The organism is Streptomyces sp. NPDC006393 (genome assembly GCF_040628575.1).
In the GTDB taxonomy this organism is placed as follows: domain Bacteria; phylum Actinomycetota; class Actinomycetes; order Streptomycetales; family Streptomycetaceae; genus Streptomyces.
Genome location: NZ_JBEXZD010000082.1, coordinates 1 through 18,284, shown reverse-complemented (window position 1 = coordinate 18,284; position 18,284 = coordinate 1). Strand labels below are relative to the sequence as shown.

The following is an 18,284-nucleotide window of genomic DNA, read 5'->3' as shown; positions in this document are numbered from 1 at the left end:
ATGGCTCTGTGAACCGCTGTCCCCCTGCGAACGGCCGTGAACGGCACATCGTAGTCCCGCCCTCAGTTCTCCGCGACCTCCGCGTAGAGCTGGGACAGTTCGGGGACCCCGCTCTCGGCCCAGGCGTGCCCGACCTCGACGACGTCGAACTCCCGTCCGGAGGCGAGCCGCACCACGGGCCGGCTGCGGGGCCGGATCCGCCAGGCCGCGCCGGGGACGGTGCGCACGATGACCGTGCCCAGATACAGACCCGCGTCGTTGCCCAGCCAGGAGGCCTTCTCCGCGTCGTCCCGCCAGCGCGGCAGCAGCTGGTCGAGCGCCTCCAGCGAGGCCGCCGACTCGTCGAGCCGGACGTCGGCCTCGCACGCCTGGGCGCGCAGCAGCTCGCAGGTGGAGAGGAGGTCGGCGAGGCCATCGGGATCGGGCGGGCCGTCGTCGGCGGAGAGCACCGTGGCACCGGGAGCCGGTGCCCGCTTCTTGCGCCAGTTGCCCACAAACGGGATGTTCATGGCTCCAGCGTGACACCGGCGGTGTGGCGCACACCACAGGGCGTACGCCGGTGCTCTGTCTACACGTCTGTCTACACGTCCAGGTCGACCACGACCGGCGCGTGGTCCGAGGCGCCCTTGCCCTTGCGCTCCTCCCGGTCGACGTAGGCGTCGGTGACCGCCTTGGCGAAGGGCTCGTTGGCGTACACCAGGTCGATGCGCATGCCGCGGTTCTTGGGGAAGCAGAGCTGGCGGTAGTCCCAGTAGGTGAACGGGTGGTCGTACTTCAGGGGCCGCGGGACCACGTCCGCGAGGCCGGCCTCGCGCAGGGAGGTGAGGGCGGCGCGCTCGGCGGGGGTGACGTGGGTGGCGCCCTCGAAGGCGGCCGGGTCGTAGACGTCGTCGTCGGTCGGGGCGACGTTGTAGTCGCCGAGGACGGCGAACGGGCGGCTGCCGCCCGCGTCGCCCGCGACGGCCGCCCTCAGCGCCTCGAACCACTCCAGCTTGTAGGCGTAGTGGGGGTGCTCCACCTCCCGGCCGTTGGGCACGTACACCGACCAGACGCGGACCGGGCCGCAGGTCGCGGAGATGGCGCGGGGCTCCTGGACGCCCTCGTAGCCGGGGTCGCCGGGCAGGCCCTTCACCACGTCCTGAAGGCCGACGCGGGAGAGCACCGCCACTCCGTTCCACCGGCCGGTGGCGTGCACCGCCGCCTCGTAGCCGAGGTCGCGCAGCTGGTCGAACGGGAACTGGTCCTCGGCGATCTTGGCCTCCTGGAGGCAGAGCACGTCGGTGCGGCTGCTCTCCAGCCAGGCCAGCAGCCTCGGGAGGCGGGCGGTGATCGAGTTCACGTTCCAGGTCGCGATGCGCATGCCTCACAACCTACCGGGCGGGACTGACAACGCCTCCCGCCCGGCCGTGGCCGCGCTGCCGCGGTGCTCAGACCTCCGCCGACGCGCCCGGCGTCAGCCTCAGGTGCTCCGCGCCGCCCAGGGCGCCGATCTGGTTGTCGTAGATCGGGCGGGCCAGGTCGGTCAGGAGCGCGTCGTGGATGTCGTAGGCGCGCTGGGGCTTGACCTCCCGGACGTACTCGATCACCTCGGCGATCTTGTTCCAGGGCGCCATCACCGGGAGCATCAGCGTCTCGACCGGCTGGTCGGGCACGGTGAGCGCGTCGCCGGGGTGGAAGACCCTGCCGCCGTCGATCAGATAGCCGACGTTGGTGATGCGCGGGATGTCCGGGTGGATCACCGCGTGCAGCTCACCGTGGACCTGCACGTCGAAGCCGGCGGCGGAGAAGGTGTCGCCGTGCCCGACCGTGTGGACCCGGCCCGGGAACGCCGCCGAGATCTTCTCCGCGACCGACTTCAGGGTCCAGATCTCGGCGGCCGGGTCGGCCTCCATGGCGGCCCGCAGCCGGTCCTCGTTGAAGTGGTCGAGGTGCTCGTGCGTGACCAGGATGGCCTCCGCGCCGACGGCGGCGTCCTCCTCGCTGAAGGTGCCGGGGTCGATGACGAGCGTGCGGCCGTCCTTCTCGAGGCGAACGCAGGCGTGGGACTTCTTCGTGAGCTTCATGCGTCCCATCCTGCCGCGCGTGACTGGCGCGGGAGCACCATCAGGCTGGTGCTCGTGGTGCCGGTTTGACGATCAGCGGTTTCCGGCCGGCGAGCGGCGCGGTCACTCCGCGGGCGTCGTCTCCTCGCGTATGACCTGCTGGGCCACCCGGAAGGCGCTGCCCGCGGCGGCCATGCCGCAGTGGACGGCCGTCTGGAGCAGGATCTCCTTGATCTCGTCCGGGGTGAGGCCGTTGCGCAGGGCGGCCCGGGTGTGGGCGGCGAGCTCGTCCGGATGACCGCCGGCGACCAGAGCGGTGAGGGCGACACAGCTGCGGGTGCGCCGGTCCAGGCCCGGCCGGTCCCAGATCTCGCCCCAGGCGCAGCGGGTGAGGAACTCCTGGAAGTCGCCGGAGAAGTCGTCGGCCTCGGCCAGTTCCCGGTCAACGTGCGCGTCGCCCAGCACCTCGCGGCGGATCTTGAGGCCGATGTCGTAGGTGTCGGGCCGGCCGCCGGTCCGGGGCGGCACGACGGCCGGGGCGATCTCGGCGATCGGCGCGGCCTGCGGCGCCTGCGCCGGGGCGGCCGGCACCGGCCTGGGGGGTGCCGCGACGACGGCCATCTGTCCGGTGCCGGCCTCGACGGCGGGCTGCCAGGCGGTGGAGAAGTGCCGGACCAGGAGGTCGGTGACGGCGGCGGGCTGTTCCACCGGGACCAGGTGCGAGGCGCCGGGCACGACGGCGAGACGGGCGTCGGGGATGCCGGCGACCAGGGTGCGGGCCTCGGCGGGCCCGGTGACCTGGTCCTCGGAGCCGACCAGGACGAGCGTGGGCACCCCGACGCGGCCGAGTTCGGCACGGACGTCGAAGGCGGCCAGCGCCTCGCAGGCGGCGATGTAGCAGCCGGGGTCGGTGGTGCGCACCATCTGCACGGCCCAGTCGGTGATCGCGGGCTGGGCGGCGGCGAATCCGTGGGTGAACCAGCGGTCGGGCGACATACGGGCGATGGGGTCGAGCCCGTTGGTGCGGACGATCACCCCGCGCTGCCGGAACTCGTCCGCGGTGCCGAACCGGGGCGAGGCGGCGATCAGCGCGAGGGAGGCGAGGCGTTCGGGGTGGCGCAGGGCCAGCTCCATGCCGACGGCACCGCCGAGCGCGCAGCCCGCGTAGCCGAAGCGCTGCACGCCCAGGGCGTCGAGAGTGGCCAGCAGCCGGGCGGTCAGATCGGTGACCGAGCCCGCCGGGTGCGCGGGTGCGCCGCCGTGGCCCGGCAGGTCGTACCGCAGCACACGCCACTGCTTGGCCAACTCGGGGACCTGGCGGTCCCACATGTGCCATGTGGTACCCAGTGAGGGACCCAGGATCAGGACCGGAGCGTCTTCTGGCCCGTCAAAGCGGTATTGCAGGGTGTTCGGCGGTGTCTCACTCACGCCCCAGACCCTCTCACGTCTCACAAAATCTCACACGGGCGGGGGAACCCGGCGGCTCGTGACCCTCGCGGCGTGACACGTCCGGCACTGCCGAACCCTCGTGGATCCAGGTACGAGTTCTCCGGCGAATACGCGTGGCCGTTGGGACAGTGCGTCCTCCTGGCTCGCGCGCCCTCCCAGTCCCTGCGCCGCAGAGCTTCCCTCTGTGGCACGGCTTCCAGAGGGTCCGGTTTGCAGCAAAGCGTGTAGCGCCGTCCCCAAGGATCGGCATGACGCACCTGAAAGCCTTCCGGGACCTCACCGACCAGCAGCCTGAACACCACACGGTGGACAAGCTGTGTCTTTCCCTCATAGGAGACTTGGCCTCGGTCTGGCCCTCTCCGTTGCAGCCCTCCGGTCCAGAGCCAGCAGCCGGTCTTCGGGGCCAGCTCGATCTTGGCTGCCATCCGGCTGGGCAAGTCGCTCGGCTGGTAGGCCGCCGGGCTCATGCTTGCCCCTCCGTCACAGCACCGTGCAGGCCGTCCCACGTTGTGGCGGCTCCGCGGAGGTCCTCCACGTCCGGCTTCACGTACCACTTCTTGGTGGTCTTGACGTTCGTGTGTCCGGCCCACCGGGCAAGGATGTGATCCGGCACGCCGTTGTTGGCGAGGTATGTGAGGCAGGAGGACCGAGCGTCGTAGAGGCGCACTCTGCGGAGTTCAAGGATCTCCATGAGCCGGTACGCGCGTCTGCGGAGCTGCTTGATCGTGAAGGCTTCCCCGGTCTCGTGCACCACGACGTATCCGGAGTCCGAGTAAGCCTCACCGAGGAGGAGCTTCTCCTTGGCTTGGAGAGCCCTGAACGACTTGAGGGCAGCCAGCACCGGTGCCGGCAACGGAAGATCCCGTTCCCCAGCCAGGGACTTGGTGTCCTTCTCCACCACGTACCGATTTCCCATCATCGTCCGCGTGTTGGCTATGGTGATGGTGGCAGCCTCCAAGTCCACGTCTTCCCATCGGAGTCCGCAGACCTCAGCTGGACGTAGACCCATGAGGGACAGCAAGAGGGCAGCGTAGAGCCGTTCTGTCCGGACACCCTGAATGAACGTCTGAATCTCCCGGACGTTCCACGGCTTCACCTGCTGCTTCTCCTTTCGCTCTTCTTTGCGTGCCCTACGTGGAATGGTCACATGCTGGGCCACATTCATGGTTACTAGCCGACGCGTAACGGCTCGATTCAGGGCGTCCTTCAATCGGGCGAGACTCATTTCCACGCTGGTCACTCCGAGCGGAGTACCTGCTTTACCACCGCGTACACGCCCGTGCTTCAACGCCCAGTGCATCCACTCTTCTACATTTTCCTCGGTGAGTTCCTGAAGCCGGATGTGGCCCAGCCTTCCCCGAACCCGGTCGAGGGTGACCCGATAGTTGTAGACAGTGGTCTCTTCCAGATCTTCTGCTTTCATGGCCAGCCACTGATCAAGCCACCCATTGACAGTTATCTGGTTGGGAGGTACGAAAGTCCCTTCCTCGCGACGGTTGGTGATGCGCGCGTACTCAGCCTTCGCCTCCTTGAGAGTGGCGAACGTACGCGTCAGCTGCTTCCGCCTCCCGGTGGCAGGGTCGATGCCCACGTCGACTACGAACCGGTAGCGCACCTGCCCCTTCGAGTTGGGTGGGAGCTTCTTGATCGGAACGGACAGGAGGTACTCACTCTCCTTCGAAGCGGAGCCTACGCCGGCAAGGCGCCGGGGTCTTCTGGCTGTCAGCAGATCGGGGCGGTTCCGTGCCGTGACCCACAGAACCGTCTGCTGAGTTCGCTGCGGCTCCACCGCCAAGCGCAGCCGCACACGCGAACGTCTCAAGGATCGTCACGATCGCCGGTTTTGCTAACCGGCGATCGTCGCCTATGTTGCGCTCACTCTCCGCAGGCAACCCGCACGTTCGGTGCGTCGCGAACGGCGGGGGCGATGAGCGCAGACGAACAGATCGGTAGCGGGCGTTGACAGAGGGAACTCCTCATCGGGAACACGGGTGATGAACTCACCGGCGTTTTGCTAGCGGGTGTTGTACGTTGACATAGCGCGAGGCGAGAATTCCAGTCTTCCATGAGCTTTTCTCGTCTGCCGTGAGCGAATGGCGCGTCAATGGCTAGAGCCGGAAGAAGGCACCTACCGATCCAGGACAAGGTCCGACCTCGGTCGTAGCTGCACCGTTGACAAGCGCTGACGTACAAAAAAGCTGTACGCCTCTCCTGACCTACGACAGCCCGGCCGTGTCCGAGGAACTCCGTGCCGTGGCCGCCCGGCATCAGATGTATCTGCGGGTCGCCTAGCACGGGCGTTCCCCAGCAGAACCAGCCCGCATCCACAGCATGGGTCGCTGCGTGATTGTCAATGCAAGGGAAGCGAGCCCACTCACAGCACCTCCAGGTAAGGGCTCCGCAGTCCGCGCCGCTCCGACGTCGCCCCCGGCCTCCCGGAGAGCCTTCTCCAGCGTCGGAAAACAACCATGGGATCCCGTGGGCCGCAAACGGGGCCGACTCCAGACAGCGTGAGCCGCCGGTGCCGCAGAGGTAGCCGCGCGCCCTGCTAACCCACGTAAGGTGGGCGAAGCGGTGCGAGCGGGCCGGCAGTCGACTGCTGTATAGGATCCGGCCGGCCACCGCAGCGCCGAAGCGACGCCACACCGAATGACCGCTACCGTCCGACTCATCCAAGTCGTGGTCGAGCCTCACTCGCCGTCACCGGTAGCGACCGGCTTTCGGTGTGCCCTGGACGGCTGGGTAGGGTCGCGGTACCCGAGCTGGAGAGGTAGTTGCATGGCCAACGATATTGTGATTGCGCAGACGACCAGCGACGACGAGGGGCAGGCGAAGATGCTGGCCCGAGGTGCGGTCGAGAGCAAGCTGGCAGCGGGAGTTCACATCGATGCGCCAATCACCGCCTTCTACTGGTGGAAGGGGAAGGTCGAGGCGGCGCAGGAGTGGCGCATCTCCTACATGACTACGACGGACCGTCTACCCGCCCTGGAAGCGTGGGTGCACGAGAAGCACTCGTACGACGTCCCCCAATGGATCACACTGCCCATAACTGGCGGGTCGGAGGCGTACCTGTCCTGGGTCTTCGAGGAGACGGAATCGGGCTGAGGAGCGACGGGTCGAGCGTAGGACAGCGTTGGTGTCCTGAGCCTGCCGCGTACCACCCGAGGTGGATCAGGATGCGAACCGCCGAAAATGAACGGCGAGTTCCTGCTCGCTGTCAGGGAGCAACGCCGCAATAGCCGCCGCCCGCTCCTTGCCCATGGTGTTGGGCTTGGCGTGTGCCGCCACAGCGAACTGGTGTGCTACGTAAACGCCTTGGTCGACGTCACCCCACGCAGTAGGGCCGAAGCAAGATCACCGAGGACCACGACGCCCCCGTCCGGTAGCCCGTCTCCGAGGCGGTCGACCGCGGTATCAGCTGTGGACGTGAGCTCGGGACGCCTCAGCTGGCCGTACACGGACAGGGCCAACGAGTCCATGCGGTATGGGGTCACGAACCTGACCCATGCCTGCTCGCTGGTGTGGTCCGCGAAATCGTAGGCGAAGCGCGCTCGGTCCAACGCCTGGAGCGCCCCCACCTCGTCGCCGGCCGCCGCAGCTTCTTCGGCGTGCCTACCGAGAACCCAGGCGGCAGCAGTAGCGTTACCGTGGCCTCGCACGTCGTTGGCGGCTTGGGAGAGGAACTCCATCTTCGCCTTTGGCGTCAAAGCGCCGTAGCTGCTGTAGGTCAAGGCCAGGGCTCGGAGTGGAGGATGCCCGGCAGCCGCCGCGCACTGCGACGTGACTTTGTAGTAGGCGTTGGCTTTGTCGTGCTCCCCCAGGTCCCAGGCCACCCAACCGGCCAGAGCGGCGGTTTCTCCGGCGGCGATGGTGAGAGCGCCTTCGTGATCGCCTGCACGAGGCAGCGCCGCAGTGATCGCGTCAAGATGCGACTCGATCGTTTTTTGTAGCCGCCGCGCGCTGAGGTTGAGTTCCTGGACGTGCAGTTCAGCAGCTCGGTCGATGAGCGCGGCGGCAGCGGGCGAATCGATCTTGGTCCCCTTGCTGAGAGCGAAGGCGAGGCGCCCCCAGGGCTCGGCGGCCACGCTCACGCCGATGGTGGCGCTACCCAGGAGCGTGCGACGCTTCACGGCGTCTTGGTCCTCCCCTGCATCGGCATGCCCCTTTCTCTTCCGAGCGCGGGCGGCCTTGGCCTCTCGCTGTAGTTCCTCGAAGGGGACACCGCAGGCCGCCGCGATGTGGCCGATCGTGTGGTTGGTAGGAATGTTCTCGAAGTTCTCATAACGGCTGATCTCTCGGCGGGTCATGGTATCCCGGCCGGAGACAGCGTTGATCGCCTCCGCCTGCTCCTCCTGTGTCCGGCCCGCCTCCTGCCGAAGCCGGAGGAGCAGGTCGGCGAACGGGTCTGGCATGAGTGTGACCTCTGTTGGTGGGCGAAATCCAATCAGGACCTCAATTCCCCCCTGCTGTTTCCCCCTTGACATATTTTCCCCCTCTGGATTCCCCTGGTCGACGGCGTCGCCGCGCGGTGCCATAGCCCACATGACCAGGCTCCAAGAGGCGGCCCCGCCCGGCGGGGGTATCCGTAGCTGCGCGGCTACAGCAGGCGCGTCATGCGTCAGGCCGGTTCAGGCAGACGAGCCCGACGCATGGGCGGGGGCAGAGGTGCCGGCGGCATCCCATGCCTGTCAGGCGGCGCTTCTCCCCGACCTCGCGAAGGTCGGGGAGATGCGGCGCATAGCCAGGGCGTTCCTGCGTCGGTGCCGTGTTTCGGAGCCGGTGGTGGGGTTCGTCGTACTGGCCGTTTCGGAGCTGGTCACCAACGCCGTGGTCCACGGTGAGGGCGAAGTCGTGCTCCGCATCACCGTGGCCGTCGACGTGGTGCGTGTCTCGGTAACCGACCACAACCCGGCGCCCGCTGTGCTCAAGGAAGCCGGACTCGACGGTGAATCGGGGCGCGGGATCCGGCTGGTCGATGCGATCTCAGACGCATGAGAGAGCAGCGGCGAGGAGACGTGGTGTGAGTTCCGAGACGTGAGGGCTGCAGCTTGAGCCAGACCTCCAGTTGGTTCCCGACGATGCAAATGGCAAGCCGGGCAGCTCAGTCGCTTCTGTCACACAGGGCGCTCCGAGGGCCGTTCGCTTGCCTTCGCCCAGTAATTCGGTTCGAGCATCTCGCGGGGCCAGGCGGGCTGACGGATCGGGCCACGAGGCCCCATCTGTTCGAAGTACGGTGCCAGGTCGATCACAGGCGTTCCGTCTACGGCGTCGAGATCAGTGACCAACAGGTCCCGCCCTTCGACCTTGAGCAGCCGCGGGTAGCTGATCGCCAGTTGATTGGGACGCCGGTGGTTGCGGTGGACGAAGGTACCGGTCGGCGGCCAGTCCGGGTTTCCGCGGGGGCTGCGTGCATGGAGCTGGACATCTTCCGGTCGTGCCAGGTGGAAGCGCCACGTCACCGTCAGGTGGGAGAACTCTTCGATGCCCTGCAGCGTCTCGAGGGGGTACGCCTCGTTGAGCCGGATGACCGACTCGACTCCGCCCTGGTAATCGTCCTGGACGCGGGTGTGGCCCCCGACAACCGTTGCGATCCCTTCGACCTCGTACGTTGCCATCGGCGCTCGTACCTCTCTAACGGGGTCGCGTGTTCAGCAGCTGCCGTCAATAGCTGCGGACCTGCCCTGTGGTCAGCCTATGGCGCGCAGCATCTCCCGCGCCCGGCGGTCCAGTTCGGCGACGTGGCGGCCACCACGTTGCCGAACGGGCGAGAGGTCGCTCTGCATGCGGACGATGACGTCGCGGGCGCGGCCGGACTGGACGCCAGCCATGGCGTCCAGTGCTTGTCCCCAGGTACCACACGCCTCATCGAGTCGTCCCTGCTGGACTTGGACGGCACCGAGGTAGCCGAGGGTCACACTGTGGGTACGGGCATACTGCTGCCGCCGGCGGGTGGCAACGCTGCGCTGGAAATGCAACTCCGCGTCGAGAGGATTTCCCAGGTCCCGCAAGGCACAGGCAGTCTCGTGGGAGAGGGAGGCTTCCTGGAAGAAGCTGACGCGGTCGGGGGCATCCTCGCTATCGGCACGTGCGAGGTCCCTTTCCGCGCGACTGATGGCCGCGAGAGTGCCGCGGCGGTCGCCGCCGACGGCCAGGGCGCGGGCATGGACTACCGCGAGCAGGGCCTTCTCCCGCGAGCTGGCCTGGCCGTAGTGGGTGCGGGACATGGAGGCGTCAGCCAGGTCGAGCGCTCTGCGTGGGTGCCCGAGGTCGACTGCTTGGTGGGCAAGGGCACGCAGGATGTGGCCGCCCAGCGGTCCGTCTGCGGCTTCGGCCGCAATGCGTGCGGCGAGGGTGAGGTAGCGCTGGGCGGTTCGATGCTCGGAGGCGTCGAAGGCCATCCAGCCGGCGAGGTAGGTCATCTCTGCCACGGCCGAGTACGTATCCCGGCGGTGCTGTTCCGATCGGAACCTGCTGCCCAGGAGCGGCACCGCTTCGTCGCGAAGATGGCCGGCCAGGGCCGAGCGCCCCGAGGCCCCACCCCGCTGCTGGTCCCGCGCGGAATAGAAGGCGGTCAGGTTGCGGACGTCGTCGATATCAGCCTGAGTCACCAGCCGGGCGGAGACTGCAGGGCGCGATGCCGCCGCGGCCGGGGCGGCTGCCCACCATGGAGCCGCAGGAAGGACGAGGCCGGCGGCCGAGTACGCGGTGGTAGCCAACAGCTTGCGTCGGTGCATGTCCAGATCGTCGCTTCCCAGCTCGGCCAGCACGGTCAGAGGGTCGACGCTCCAGTCAGAACTACTGTCAGTCGAGCCTGTCGGCCCATCTTCCAGTCCGAGGTCAGCGAGGGTAAGGCGTCGGCCCAATCTGCGGGACAGCGTCTCACGCAGGATATGAGGCGCTCGTCCACTGGGTTTCGTGCCCTGGACCCACATGGCGATGTGGGAGCGGGAAATAGCCTCCAGTTCGCGTATGCCGCTCTCCGCGGCAACGCGAGCGACCGCGGCGGCTGCTTGGGGCTGGGACCAGCCCGCTTCGCGCAGGAGCGCGGCAAGGGCGACGTTTCTCTCACGGGCCATGTACTGCCCCTCGGTTCCGAAATGATCTTTGACGCCTTTGACGGCCCTGAAGGCCGCGTAGGCATACCCACTGACAGGGATTCGCGGTTCGCTCAACGTAGCCGCAGGATCACTCACCTTGCACGTCAGTGGACTGCAGTGCACGGCGTTCCCCGCTCAAGTTGGCCTGATCCATATAGGAGTTGCGTCATGCGTCCCTCGCTGGCCCTTCGCCGGGCGTGCCAACTCAGTGATCAGGGAAGGAGAAGCCACGCCCTTGGTGAGCCCATCCTGCGACGGGACCCGGCGGCCTCCGCGACGGAAACGGTGGCGCTCGTGCTGGGCAAGGACTCGCCGATACCCGATACTGCCGCCGATGTGGAGGACTTCGCACTGCGGCTACGAGGACACGTCAGCCAGCTCGGAGCCCTGACGCCTTCGCAAGAGCCGGCCCTGCTCCGTGCGCAGCAGCTCTGTTCGGGCGGCCTCCCCGATGGCTACATGCCCAGCAGGGTCCATCTGGTCAGGCTGGCCGACGCAACCCAAGACCTTATCGCTGACGTGCAGGCCCACGACGTGGCCCCTGCGAAGCCGGTCCAGAGACGGCGCTGGTGGAAGCCGCCGATCAACGTGCTGCGCGGCGCGGTCTCCGCTCTCGCCCTCGCCTGCGTGGTTCTGGCCGCGTCGGTGCCCCGGACATGACCGCCGCCGGGGCAGTTCTGATCGCGCTGATTCTCGGTCCCATGGCTGGCTGGCTCTTCGTGGTGATCGAGTAAGCAGCCGCATCGCTCCACGGGACGTGGATCCCCCGCCGAGGCAGAACAGACCTCCCCCGATCCGGTAACCACCGTGCCTCTCTCACCGACACTTCCCGGCCGCCACGGCGGCCCCGAAGCCACCCCCGGAGCCACGGGGACTAGGGAGACCCACACGATGAAACGCCTCCCGCGCATCGAGCAGTACGGCCTGATCGGCGACATGCAGACCAGTGCCCACGTCTGCGATGACGGTTCGATCGACTGGCTATGCCTGCCCCGGTTCGACTCGTCGGCCGTCTTCGCCGGCCTGCTCGGCACGCACAAGCACGGCACCTGGCAGATCGCCCCGGCCGCGCCTGGCCGCTCCGGGCCCGGAGCGGTCGCCGAGCGCCGGTACCGCGGTGACTCGCTCGTCCTCGAATCGATCTGGCGCATATCGGCCGGGTCGGTCCGCGTCCTGGACTTCATGCCGCCGCGCGACGGGGCACCGCAGGTGATCCGGATCGTCGAGGGCCTGGCCGGCGAGGTTGCGATGGTCTCGGCCATGCGTCCGCGGCCGGGATACGGCAGTGTCAGTCCGTGGATCCATGAGGCCGGTGGGCGCATGGTCGCGGAGGCCGGCGCGGACGCGCTGTGGCTCGACACCTGCGTCCCGCAGGTGGAGAAGGACGGCGTCGTCGTCAGTGCCTTTGCCATCCGCGCCGGGCAGAGCGTGGCGTTCGTGCTCAGCTGGTGCCCGTCCCACGCACCGGCTCCGGAGATCCCCGACCCGCACGCGTGCGGCCGGTTGCACAGGTCGTGACGGCGGCGGCCAGCAGGTCCATCTGCCGGTCGGCCTGGATGCCCACGGGCGGCATGCGGTAGGAGATGTTCTTGGTGGTGGTTGCCGCTCGTGCTGTGTGGCCCTGTGGTGCGGTCCGGTGGGCGGAGTGTCCGGTCGCCCCGGAGGAGGAAGTACCCATGGGTCCTTCTTCCGTTTTGTCGCCGTGAAGATCGGCGAGTGATTCGGAAAGGGCTCACGCCGAACCGACCGAATGGCCTAGGTTGGCCGTCGGTGCGTGAGCCCTTGTCTGGAGCAATGCACCAACGGCCGCCATGGGCTCGCAACTTGCGGCGGCTGGTCTGACTTTCGTGAGCCCTTATCGGTCCTGGGTGCCCTCCGATCCCGTCGCGGCGAGTGAGTATCTGGACTGGTCGTCCCGCACCACGGTCCCCGCCTGGCGGAGTTTGCTGAGTCGCGCACGGATGCTGGAGCCGGAACTGGTCACGCCGAGTGCCGACGCCCTGCGGGTGATCTCCAGGGGTCAGGCCGCCCTCCCCGCGCAGTACGTGGAGGATGCCCTCCTCGATGGACAGCTGGCTGCCAGCGGGGATACTCAGGGTGGTCGGTTCGGCGTCGTCGGTGACTCCCTCGGCGGCCGCTGCACCTGTGTAGGCCTTCAGGGCGTGCAGCGCGGCTGTGCTGTCCGCGAGCCGCTTCTCGAGCGCCGCCAGCCTGGCGGCTGTTTCGTCACGCTCACGCCGGGCAGCCTCGACGCCCTGCCTGAACTCGTCTGTCTGTGCGATCAGTTGAGCCAGGAAGTGGTGGTTGGACGCGTCGATGTCCGTCATCGCTTCCACCCCCTTTCCTGTTCCTGACGACCGTGGTGTCGATCACCGCGGCGACAGCATAGACAACAACAACAACAACTCCTGTTGTGCGTCGGCTTGCGCAGGGCGAACGCGCTCAGCACGGCGCTGATGTGCGGCCTCGGGCCGCCACTGCGGAGCTCGGTGGCGATGAAGCCGACGAGGCGAGTCCGGGAAAGGACCGTAGCCGAGCCCTAGTTCTTGCCGATGGCCTCGGCGGTGGACCAGGGTAAGGCGCCGAGGCCGATCCGCGCGCAGCTGGCCGGGCAGGTCGAGGCAGCGGTGTACGGAGGCGTCACGGGCGGGGGCGGGCCGCGCGCAGGCCTGCACGAGCACGATGCCGAGGACGGCGATCGGAACGTTGGCGTAGAAGATCGAGCGCCAGCCGGGCGAGTCCACCGGGAGCCCCGCCCACGACGGGGCCGAGCGCCGGGGCGGTCACGCCGGCAGCAGTTCACAGGTTCATCGCGCGGCGGTGGCAGGGAACGGGCGAGGTCCGGCACGGCCGTCCGGGACCTTCGGGATCGCCGGCCGAGAGCGACACATGCGTGCCATTGGCCTGATCTCGACACACCACGCTTCCGGGACCCTCTACAACGGTGATCCCTCCCCCGCTTAGTTGTGACCCGATGTGTGTGTGTTGTGCTCCAGGGGCCATACCGCCCCGACGAGTTGCTGAGAAGACGCACCTGGGTCGGAAGGAGCACCCGTTGAAGAACCGGCACATCTCCACACTCATCACTGCCTCGGCGTGCCTGCTGCTGCTCTCTCCAGCAGCCACGGCCGCCGCCCAGTCCGCCCCCACCCGGCCGGCTCCAGCCTCCCACCCCGCCCCCGACATGGTGCAGGCGCTGGCCGACACCCTCGGTGTCACCTCCCAGCAGGCCATCGCCCGTCTCAACTCCGAGCGGGACCAGCAACACAGACTCGCCGACCTCGCCAAGCACGGCATCACCGTGGACGGGGCATTCTTCGATTCGCGCGGCAAGCTCATCGTGAACACACCGCATGCCGCCGATGCAGCGGCCGTGACCCGCGCTGGACTGGACAGCCGGATACCCGAAAGAGGGGAGCGCGTGCTGGACCGGGTGAAGGCCGCCCTGGATGCCGCAGCGGCCCGGCAGGTGCCCTCCGGCATCGACTCCTGGGAGGTCGACCTGCCCTCCGACACCGTCACGATCACCGCGCACGACACGAACAGCGCCACCGCACGATCCTTCCTCCACGTGGCACAGTCGTTCGCAGATGCCGTCCACATCGTCAAGTCCCCCACCACACTCGCCCCCCAGACCACCATCGCGCCCGGCAGCAAGATGACGTTCAACGGGTACTACTGCTCCGTCGGCTTCGGTGCGCACTCCTCCTCCGGCACCCAGTACCTGGTCACGGCGGGCCACTGTGTCAAGGATCTGCCGGACCTGTACTACAGCGGCAGCCACTTCGCCAAGGGCGTCGCCACGCGGTACCGCCTCGGCCAGCCGAGCGTGGACATGGGCCTGGCGCGTCTCGACTCCGGCGTGGCGATCGCCACCCGGGTGGGCACCTGGGGCGCCCTCAGCGAGTCCCCGGCCGTGAAGGGCAGCACCCGGGCTCTGCCGGGAGCATCGCTGTGCAAGTCCGGCGCCACCTCCCACTGGACCTGCGGCAAGGTGAAGTCCTACAACGTGACGGTCACTTACAGCGGCAAGACCTCCAGTGAGCCGGACACGGTCGTCTCGGGACTGGGAAGCTCCACCGTCTGCACGGAAGGCGGGGACAGCGGTGGGGCTTACATCTCCGGTGACCAGGCCCAGGGCTTGACCTCGGGCGGCCCGTTGGGCCAGACCTGCGACGGCGTGAACTCCGCCGGCACCTCGTACTTCCAGCCACTCGACGACGTCCTGTCGTACTACGGCCTGACCCTGAACACGAACTGAGCCGGCACAACGCAAGACCGGGTCTGTCACGGCCAGTCAGCTCCCGCTGTAGTGGGGCGGCCGGTTTGGAACGGCGACGGCTGAGTCGTTCCAAACCGGCCGCCCGGAGGAACGTTGCGACGTACCAGCCACTGACCCTCAACAACCAAGATCAGCCGTTGATTGGACAGACCCGATCGTGTCCCGGACAGGGCGTCTCGATAGCGCACAGCGCTGTCCGAAGGAGGCGGCCCTCCCCGGGTGCGCGGAGCCGCGACTGCGGTGGCACCGGCGACCGGGCACCCTGTTCGCCGCGGCGGGGGCAGCGGCTCCGCCGGCGCTGCGGGTGCCGGGCGGCGGTGATCGAAGCCTCCCCGCCGACTGCCACGGAGTCAACGGCGCGCGGGCCACTCGAGAACGTTGATCCGTATGGCGGCCAGGCTCAGGTGCCCGCATGGGGACACTTCGGGCAGTGACGTCAGGGGCTGGCGGCCAGGGCGCCAGCCGCCTGTGGGCCCGGCTGGACGCATGGAGGAGTGCTGTCCTGCAGTGCGGCATATGGTGAATAACGTGCACGAACGGCAGATAGTGTGGCTGGTCCCGTTGGTCGTGTTCGCCCTGGTGGTCGTACTGCCCGCGGTGGCGGGACATCACGAGGAGACCTGGGCGCAGCTCGGTGTCGGGGCCGTGGGATGTGCGGCCCTACTCCTGAGGATTCGCTGGCCGCTGCCGGTACTGGTCGTGACACTCGCATGCGCGTTGGCGTCCATGGCGCTGACCGCGCTGGTCTTTCCCGCAGCACTGATGGTCCTGGTGGCCCTGGTCCGGGTGGGCATGAGCCTCCCGGTGCGGGTCGTGACCGTGTGTACTGCCGTCACCGTGTGTGTGGTCTACTTCACGGTCGACCTTGCACGGAACATCAAGTCCTTCGATCTGATCAGCGCCGACCAGCTGGGCTGGTTCGTGGCGGCCTCGGCCGCCGGCGTGGCCGTGGCCAACCAGCGACGTTTCGTAGCCGAGGCCGAGGAGCGGGCGCTGCGGGCCGAGCAGTCCCGCGAAGCCGAGGCGCACCGACGGGTCAGCGAGGAGCGGCTGCGCATTGCTCAGGAACTGCATGATGTCATCGGCCACAGCATTGCCGTGATCAATGTCCAGGCGGGTACGGCAGCGCACGTGATCGATGTACGGCCCAAGCAGGTGCGGCAGTCGCTGGAGCTGATCCGCCAGGCCAGCAGCTCTGCCATGGAGGAGATCCGCACGACCCTGGGACTCTTGCGCACTGCGGACCCGCAGCATCTGCCGGTGGCGCCGGCGCCTGGCCTGGACGACGTGTCTGGCCTGGTGGACGGCGCCCGCGCCGGCGGCCTGCGGGTCTGCTGCGTCGTGGACGGCCCGGTCAGAGAGGTTCCGCATGTGGTGGGCACCACGGTGTACCGGCTGGTGCAGGAGGCCCTGACCAACGCGGTGAAGTACGCAGGAGCCGGGGCGAACGTGGAGGTCCGCCTCGAGTACGAGGAGCACGGGCTGCGCTTGTCCGTCGAGGACGATGGAGCGGGTACGGCAGCGGCAGGTCCACAGGGGTCGGGGCTCGGCCTGCGCGGCATGCGCGAGCGGGTCGAAGCGGTCGGCGGGACCCTGGAGGTGGGGCGCCGCCGGCCCCGCGGATTCCGGGTGGCGGCGCAGATCCCTACGGAGGCTCCATGACAGTGCGTGTGCTGCTGGTCGACGACCAGGCCCTCGTCAGGGCCGGCTTTCGAGTGCTGATCGACTCCGAGCCGGACCTGGAAGTGGTCGGCGAGGCCTCCGACGGAGCCGAAGCCCTTGGACTCATCAGGGCGCGACTGCCGCAGGTCGCGCTTATGGACATCCGGATGCCGGTCATGGACGGGATCGCCGCCACCCGGGCGATCTGCGCCGACCCCAAGCTGTCCGGGGTGAAGGTCGTCGTGCTGACCACCTTCGGGCACGACGAGTACGTGTTCGCCGCCTTGCAGGCCGGAGCGAGCGGCTTCCTCATGAAGGACACCGCCCCGGCCGAACTGCTCGCCGCGGTCAGAACAGTGGCCATCGGAGACAGTCTGCTGCTGCCGCGCCGCACCCGGCGTCTGATCGAGGACTTTTCCGGCCGCCGACGGCCCGTGGACCGACCCACACCGAGTCTGGACGCCCTCACCGACCGGGAGCGGGAGGTGCTGGTGCTGGTGGGACGGGGGCTGTCCAACGACGAGATCGCCGCGGAGCTGACCTTGTCGCGCCTCACAGTGAAAACTCACGTCAGCCGCACCCTGGCCAAACTCTCCGCCCGGGACCGCGCGCAGCTGGTCATGATCGCCTACGAAACCGGTCTGCTGATTCCGGCGGCCGGAGACGGGGCATGAGAAGGCGGCCCCGATACCTTGCCGGAAGCCGGGGCGCGCCCCGATGGACGAGACGTCTGCAATCGGCACCGGGCCCCGTCTGGCGCCTACCCGAATCTGGTGGGCGGGGACGGCCGCGATCGGCGCCGCCCCCGCCCACCTCCGGATCGACCGCCACGCAGACGGGCTCAGCTGCTGGTGACGGTGAGGTCGTCGATCTGTGCCTCCACGACGCTGCTGGCGCCCATGTCTGCAGCGGTGAAGCGTAGGCGGACGGTCTTGCCGGCGAAGGCCGACAGGTCGGCGTTCGCAGCGCGCCACGCCCCTGCGAGGCGGGTGTCAGCCGTTCCGTTCTGCTGGAACACGGTGGTGGAGGTCGTGCCGCTGACGACCTCGACGCGCAGGTAGTCGTCCGGCCCCGACTTGCTGTTGTACGCGAAGTTGTACCACCAGCTCATCTGGGGAGTGGTACCGGTGGGCAGGGTGACGGCAGGCGAGGTCACGCTCGTGATGCCGTCGTCCACGTCGTTGGACGCATACGAGTCACCCGCCAGGAGGCCGGTGGTCAGGGCGTTGGCTCCTGAGTGGGTCGTACCCAGTTGCTTGATGTCGCCGCTGGAATCGGAGACGGTCTCCTCCGGGTTGCCCCGCTGCCACAGACCCGAGGTCGCGGTGTCGGTGCCGGCGGTGTTCACGCGCCAGCCCTTGTCCGACTCGAAGTCGTCGGAGAAGAGTGCCGGTCCGCCGGGGGCGCTCCACACATCGGTGACGGCGGTCTTTTGGGCGGCGTTGCCCAGGGCGGGCAGGCCGTACATGTCCTCGATGGTGCGCAGGACGTTGAAGTGGTTGATCTGGGTGTTCGACTGGTAGCCGGTCTTGACGTGTGCTCCGACGAACGCGGTGTAGATCTGGTTGACCGAGCTGGTGCGGGAGTCCTCGTCGAAGGTGACGATGAGCAGGCTGTTGTGGGTCTTGGCCCATTGCGCGTAGCCGTCGAGGTTGCTCTTGAGCCAGCTGTCGCCGGTGCCCACGGAGCAGTCGTGCATGTCATTGCACATGTTCGGTACGACGAAGGAGACCGTGGGGAGCTTGGTGTAGT

Annotated in this window: 17 protein-coding genes and 1 pseudogene; 8 read left to right on the top strand and 10 right to left on the bottom strand. The window is 68.1% G+C overall.

Annotated features, from left to right (window positions below):
* Positions 1-62: 62 nt before the first annotated feature.
* From ABZ484_RS27530 to ABZ484_RS27505, 6 genes are all read right to left on the bottom strand, one after another.
* The gene (locus ABZ484_RS27530; protein ID WP_358868612.1) at positions 63-509 is read right to left on the bottom strand and encodes a DUF6278 family protein; all 447 of its coding nucleotides are present in this window, start codon (positions 507-509) and stop codon (positions 63-65) included.
* A gap of 71 nt (positions 510-580) precedes the next feature.
* The gene (locus ABZ484_RS27525) at positions 581-1,360 is read right to left on the bottom strand and encodes an exodeoxyribonuclease III (protein WP_358868611.1); all 780 of its coding nucleotides are present in this window, start codon (positions 1,358-1,360) and stop codon (positions 581-583) included.
* Between the two features lie 67 nt (positions 1,361-1,427).
* Entirely contained in the window at positions 1,428-2,063 is a 636-nt protein-coding gene (locus ABZ484_RS27520; protein ID WP_358868610.1) for an MBL fold metallo-hydrolase, read from the bottom strand.
* A gap of 102 nt (positions 2,064-2,165) precedes the next feature.
* Positions 2,166-3,470, bottom strand: coding sequence for an alpha/beta fold hydrolase (locus ABZ484_RS27515; RefSeq protein WP_358868609.1), 1,305 nt, complete (start codon positions 3,468-3,470; stop codon positions 2,166-2,168).
* A 20-nt stretch (positions 3,471-3,490) separates the two neighbouring features.
* The gene (locus tag ABZ484_RS27510; RefSeq protein WP_358868627.1) at positions 3,491-3,916 is read right to left on the bottom strand and encodes an HNH endonuclease; all 426 of its coding nucleotides are present in this window, start codon (positions 3,914-3,916) and stop codon (positions 3,491-3,493) included.
* 38 nt (positions 3,917-3,954) lie between these two features.
* Positions 3,955-5,298 (bottom strand): tyrosine-type recombinase/integrase, encoded by a 1,344-nt coding sequence (locus ABZ484_RS27505; protein ID WP_358868608.1) that lies wholly within the window; start codon positions 5,296-5,298, stop codon positions 3,955-3,957.
* Positions 5,299-6,269: 971 nt separating this feature from the next.
* Between ABZ484_RS27505 and cutA the strand changes: the two genes are divergently transcribed.
* Entirely contained in the window at positions 6,270-6,596 is a 327-nt protein-coding gene (cutA, locus tag ABZ484_RS27500; RefSeq protein ID WP_358868607.1) for a divalent-cation tolerance protein CutA, read from the top strand.
* Between the two features lie 197 nt (positions 6,597-6,793).
* Here the strand turns inward: cutA and ABZ484_RS27495 are convergent, their stop codons facing one another.
* Positions 6,794-7,903 carry a helix-turn-helix transcriptional regulator gene (locus ABZ484_RS27495; RefSeq protein ID WP_358868606.1) on the bottom strand — a complete coding sequence of 370 codons (1,110 nt, stop codon included), beginning with the start codon at positions 7,901-7,903 and terminating at the stop codon, positions 6,794-6,796.
* Here ABZ484_RS27495 and ABZ484_RS27490 point away from each other — a divergent pair.
* Positions 7,797-8,486 carry an ATP-binding protein gene (locus ABZ484_RS27490; RefSeq protein ID WP_358868605.1) on the top strand — a complete coding sequence of 230 codons (690 nt, stop codon included), beginning with the start codon at positions 7,797-7,799 and terminating at the stop codon, positions 8,484-8,486. The two genes, ABZ484_RS27495 and ABZ484_RS27490, sit on opposite strands and share 107 nt — an antisense overlap.
* Positions 8,487-8,605: 119 nt before the next feature.
* On the opposite strand, the gene ABZ484_RS27485 is transcribed toward ABZ484_RS27490, so the two are convergent.
* Entirely contained in the window at positions 8,606-9,106 is a 501-nt protein-coding gene (locus ABZ484_RS27485) for an SAM-dependent methyltransferase (protein ID WP_358868604.1), read from the bottom strand.
* Positions 9,107-9,178: 72 nt separating this feature from the next.
* Positions 9,179-10,567, bottom strand: a complete 1,389-nt coding sequence (locus ABZ484_RS27480; RefSeq protein ID WP_358868626.1) for a Tat pathway signal protein — start codon at positions 10,565-10,567, stop codon at positions 9,179-9,181.
* 189 nt (positions 10,568-10,756) lie between these two features.
* On the opposite strand from ABZ484_RS27480, the gene ABZ484_RS27475 reads away from it, so the two are divergent.
* The 6 genes and pseudogenes from ABZ484_RS27475 (at position 10,757) to ABZ484_RS27450 (ending at position 17,206) form a co-directional block, all read left to right on the top strand.
* Positions 10,757-11,248: a DUF6415 family natural product biosynthesis protein gene (locus ABZ484_RS27475; RefSeq protein WP_358868603.1), complete on the top strand. Its 492-nt coding sequence runs from the start codon at positions 10,757-10,759 to the stop codon at positions 11,246-11,248.
* Positions 11,249-11,479: 231 nt separating this feature from the next.
* Positions 11,480-12,076 (top strand): annotated as a pseudogene (locus ABZ484_RS27470) (trehalase-like domain-containing protein); the annotation flags it as partial.
* A 380-nt stretch (positions 12,077-12,456) separates the two neighbouring features.
* Complete coding sequence (locus ABZ484_RS27465; RefSeq protein ID WP_358868602.1) at positions 12,457-12,942, top strand: hypothetical protein; 486 nt, start codon at positions 12,457-12,459, stop codon at positions 12,940-12,942.
* 701 nt (positions 12,943-13,643) lie between these two features.
* Positions 13,644-14,849, top strand: coding sequence for a S1 family peptidase (locus ABZ484_RS27460; protein ID WP_358868601.1), 1,206 nt, complete (start codon positions 13,644-13,646; stop codon positions 14,847-14,849).
* A 549-nt stretch (positions 14,850-15,398) separates the two neighbouring features.
* Positions 15,399-16,532 carry a sensor histidine kinase gene (locus ABZ484_RS27455; protein WP_358868600.1) on the top strand — a complete coding sequence of 378 codons (1,134 nt, stop codon included), beginning with the start codon at positions 15,399-15,401 and terminating at the stop codon, positions 16,530-16,532.
* A complete protein-coding gene (locus tag ABZ484_RS27450) occupies positions 16,529-17,206 on the top strand; it encodes a response regulator transcription factor (RefSeq protein ID WP_358868599.1) in 678 nt (225 codons plus the stop codon). Before ABZ484_RS27455 ends, ABZ484_RS27450 begins: the two co-directional genes overlap by 4 nt.
* A gap of 167 nt (positions 17,207-17,373) precedes the next feature.
* Here the strand turns inward: ABZ484_RS27450 and ABZ484_RS27445 are convergent.
* Positions 17,374-18,284: alkaline phosphatase family protein (locus ABZ484_RS27445; RefSeq protein WP_358868598.1), on the bottom strand; the 911-nt coding region annotated here is incomplete at its 5' end.

What these genes read in the sequence shown, in the direction of transcription:
- ABZ484_RS27520 (WP_358868610.1), bottom strand. Translation starts at nt 2,063, where the DNA reads ATGAAGCTCACGAAGAAGTCCCACGCCTGCGTTCGCCTCGAGAAGGAC.
- cutA (WP_358868607.1), top strand. Translation starts at nt 6,270, where the DNA reads ATGGCCAACGATATTGTGATTGCGCAGACGACCAGCGACGACGAGGGG.
- ABZ484_RS27480 (WP_358868626.1), bottom strand. Translation starts at nt 10,567, where the DNA reads ATGGCCCGTGAGAGAAACGTCGCCCTTGCCGCGCTCCTGCGCGAAGCG.
- ABZ484_RS27530 (WP_358868612.1), bottom strand. Translation starts at nt 509, where the DNA reads ATGAACATCCCGTTTGTGGGCAACTGGCGCAAGAAGCGGGCACCGGCT.
- ABZ484_RS27525 (WP_358868611.1), bottom strand. Translation starts at nt 1,360, where the DNA reads ATGCGCATCGCGACCTGGAACGTGAACTCGATCACCGCCCGCCTCCCG.
- ABZ484_RS27510 (WP_358868627.1), bottom strand. Translation starts at nt 3,916, where the DNA reads ATGGCAGCCAAGATCGAGCTGGCCCCGAAGACCGGCTGCTGGCTCTGG.
- ABZ484_RS27485 (WP_358868604.1), bottom strand. Translation starts at nt 9,106, where the DNA reads ATGGCAACGTACGAGGTCGAAGGGATCGCAACGGTTGTCGGGGGCCAC.
- ABZ484_RS27450 (WP_358868599.1), top strand. Translation starts at nt 16,529, where the DNA reads ATGACAGTGCGTGTGCTGCTGGTCGACGACCAGGCCCTCGTCAGGGCC.
- ABZ484_RS27475 (WP_358868603.1), top strand. Translation starts at nt 10,757, where the DNA reads ATGCGTCCCTCGCTGGCCCTTCGCCGGGCGTGCCAACTCAGTGATCAG.
- ABZ484_RS27490 (WP_358868605.1), top strand. Translation starts at nt 7,797, where the DNA reads ATGGTATCCCGGCCGGAGACAGCGTTGATCGCCTCCGCCTGCTCCTCC.
- ABZ484_RS27495 (WP_358868606.1), bottom strand. Translation starts at nt 7,903, where the DNA reads ATGCCAGACCCGTTCGCCGACCTGCTCCTCCGGCTTCGGCAGGAGGCG.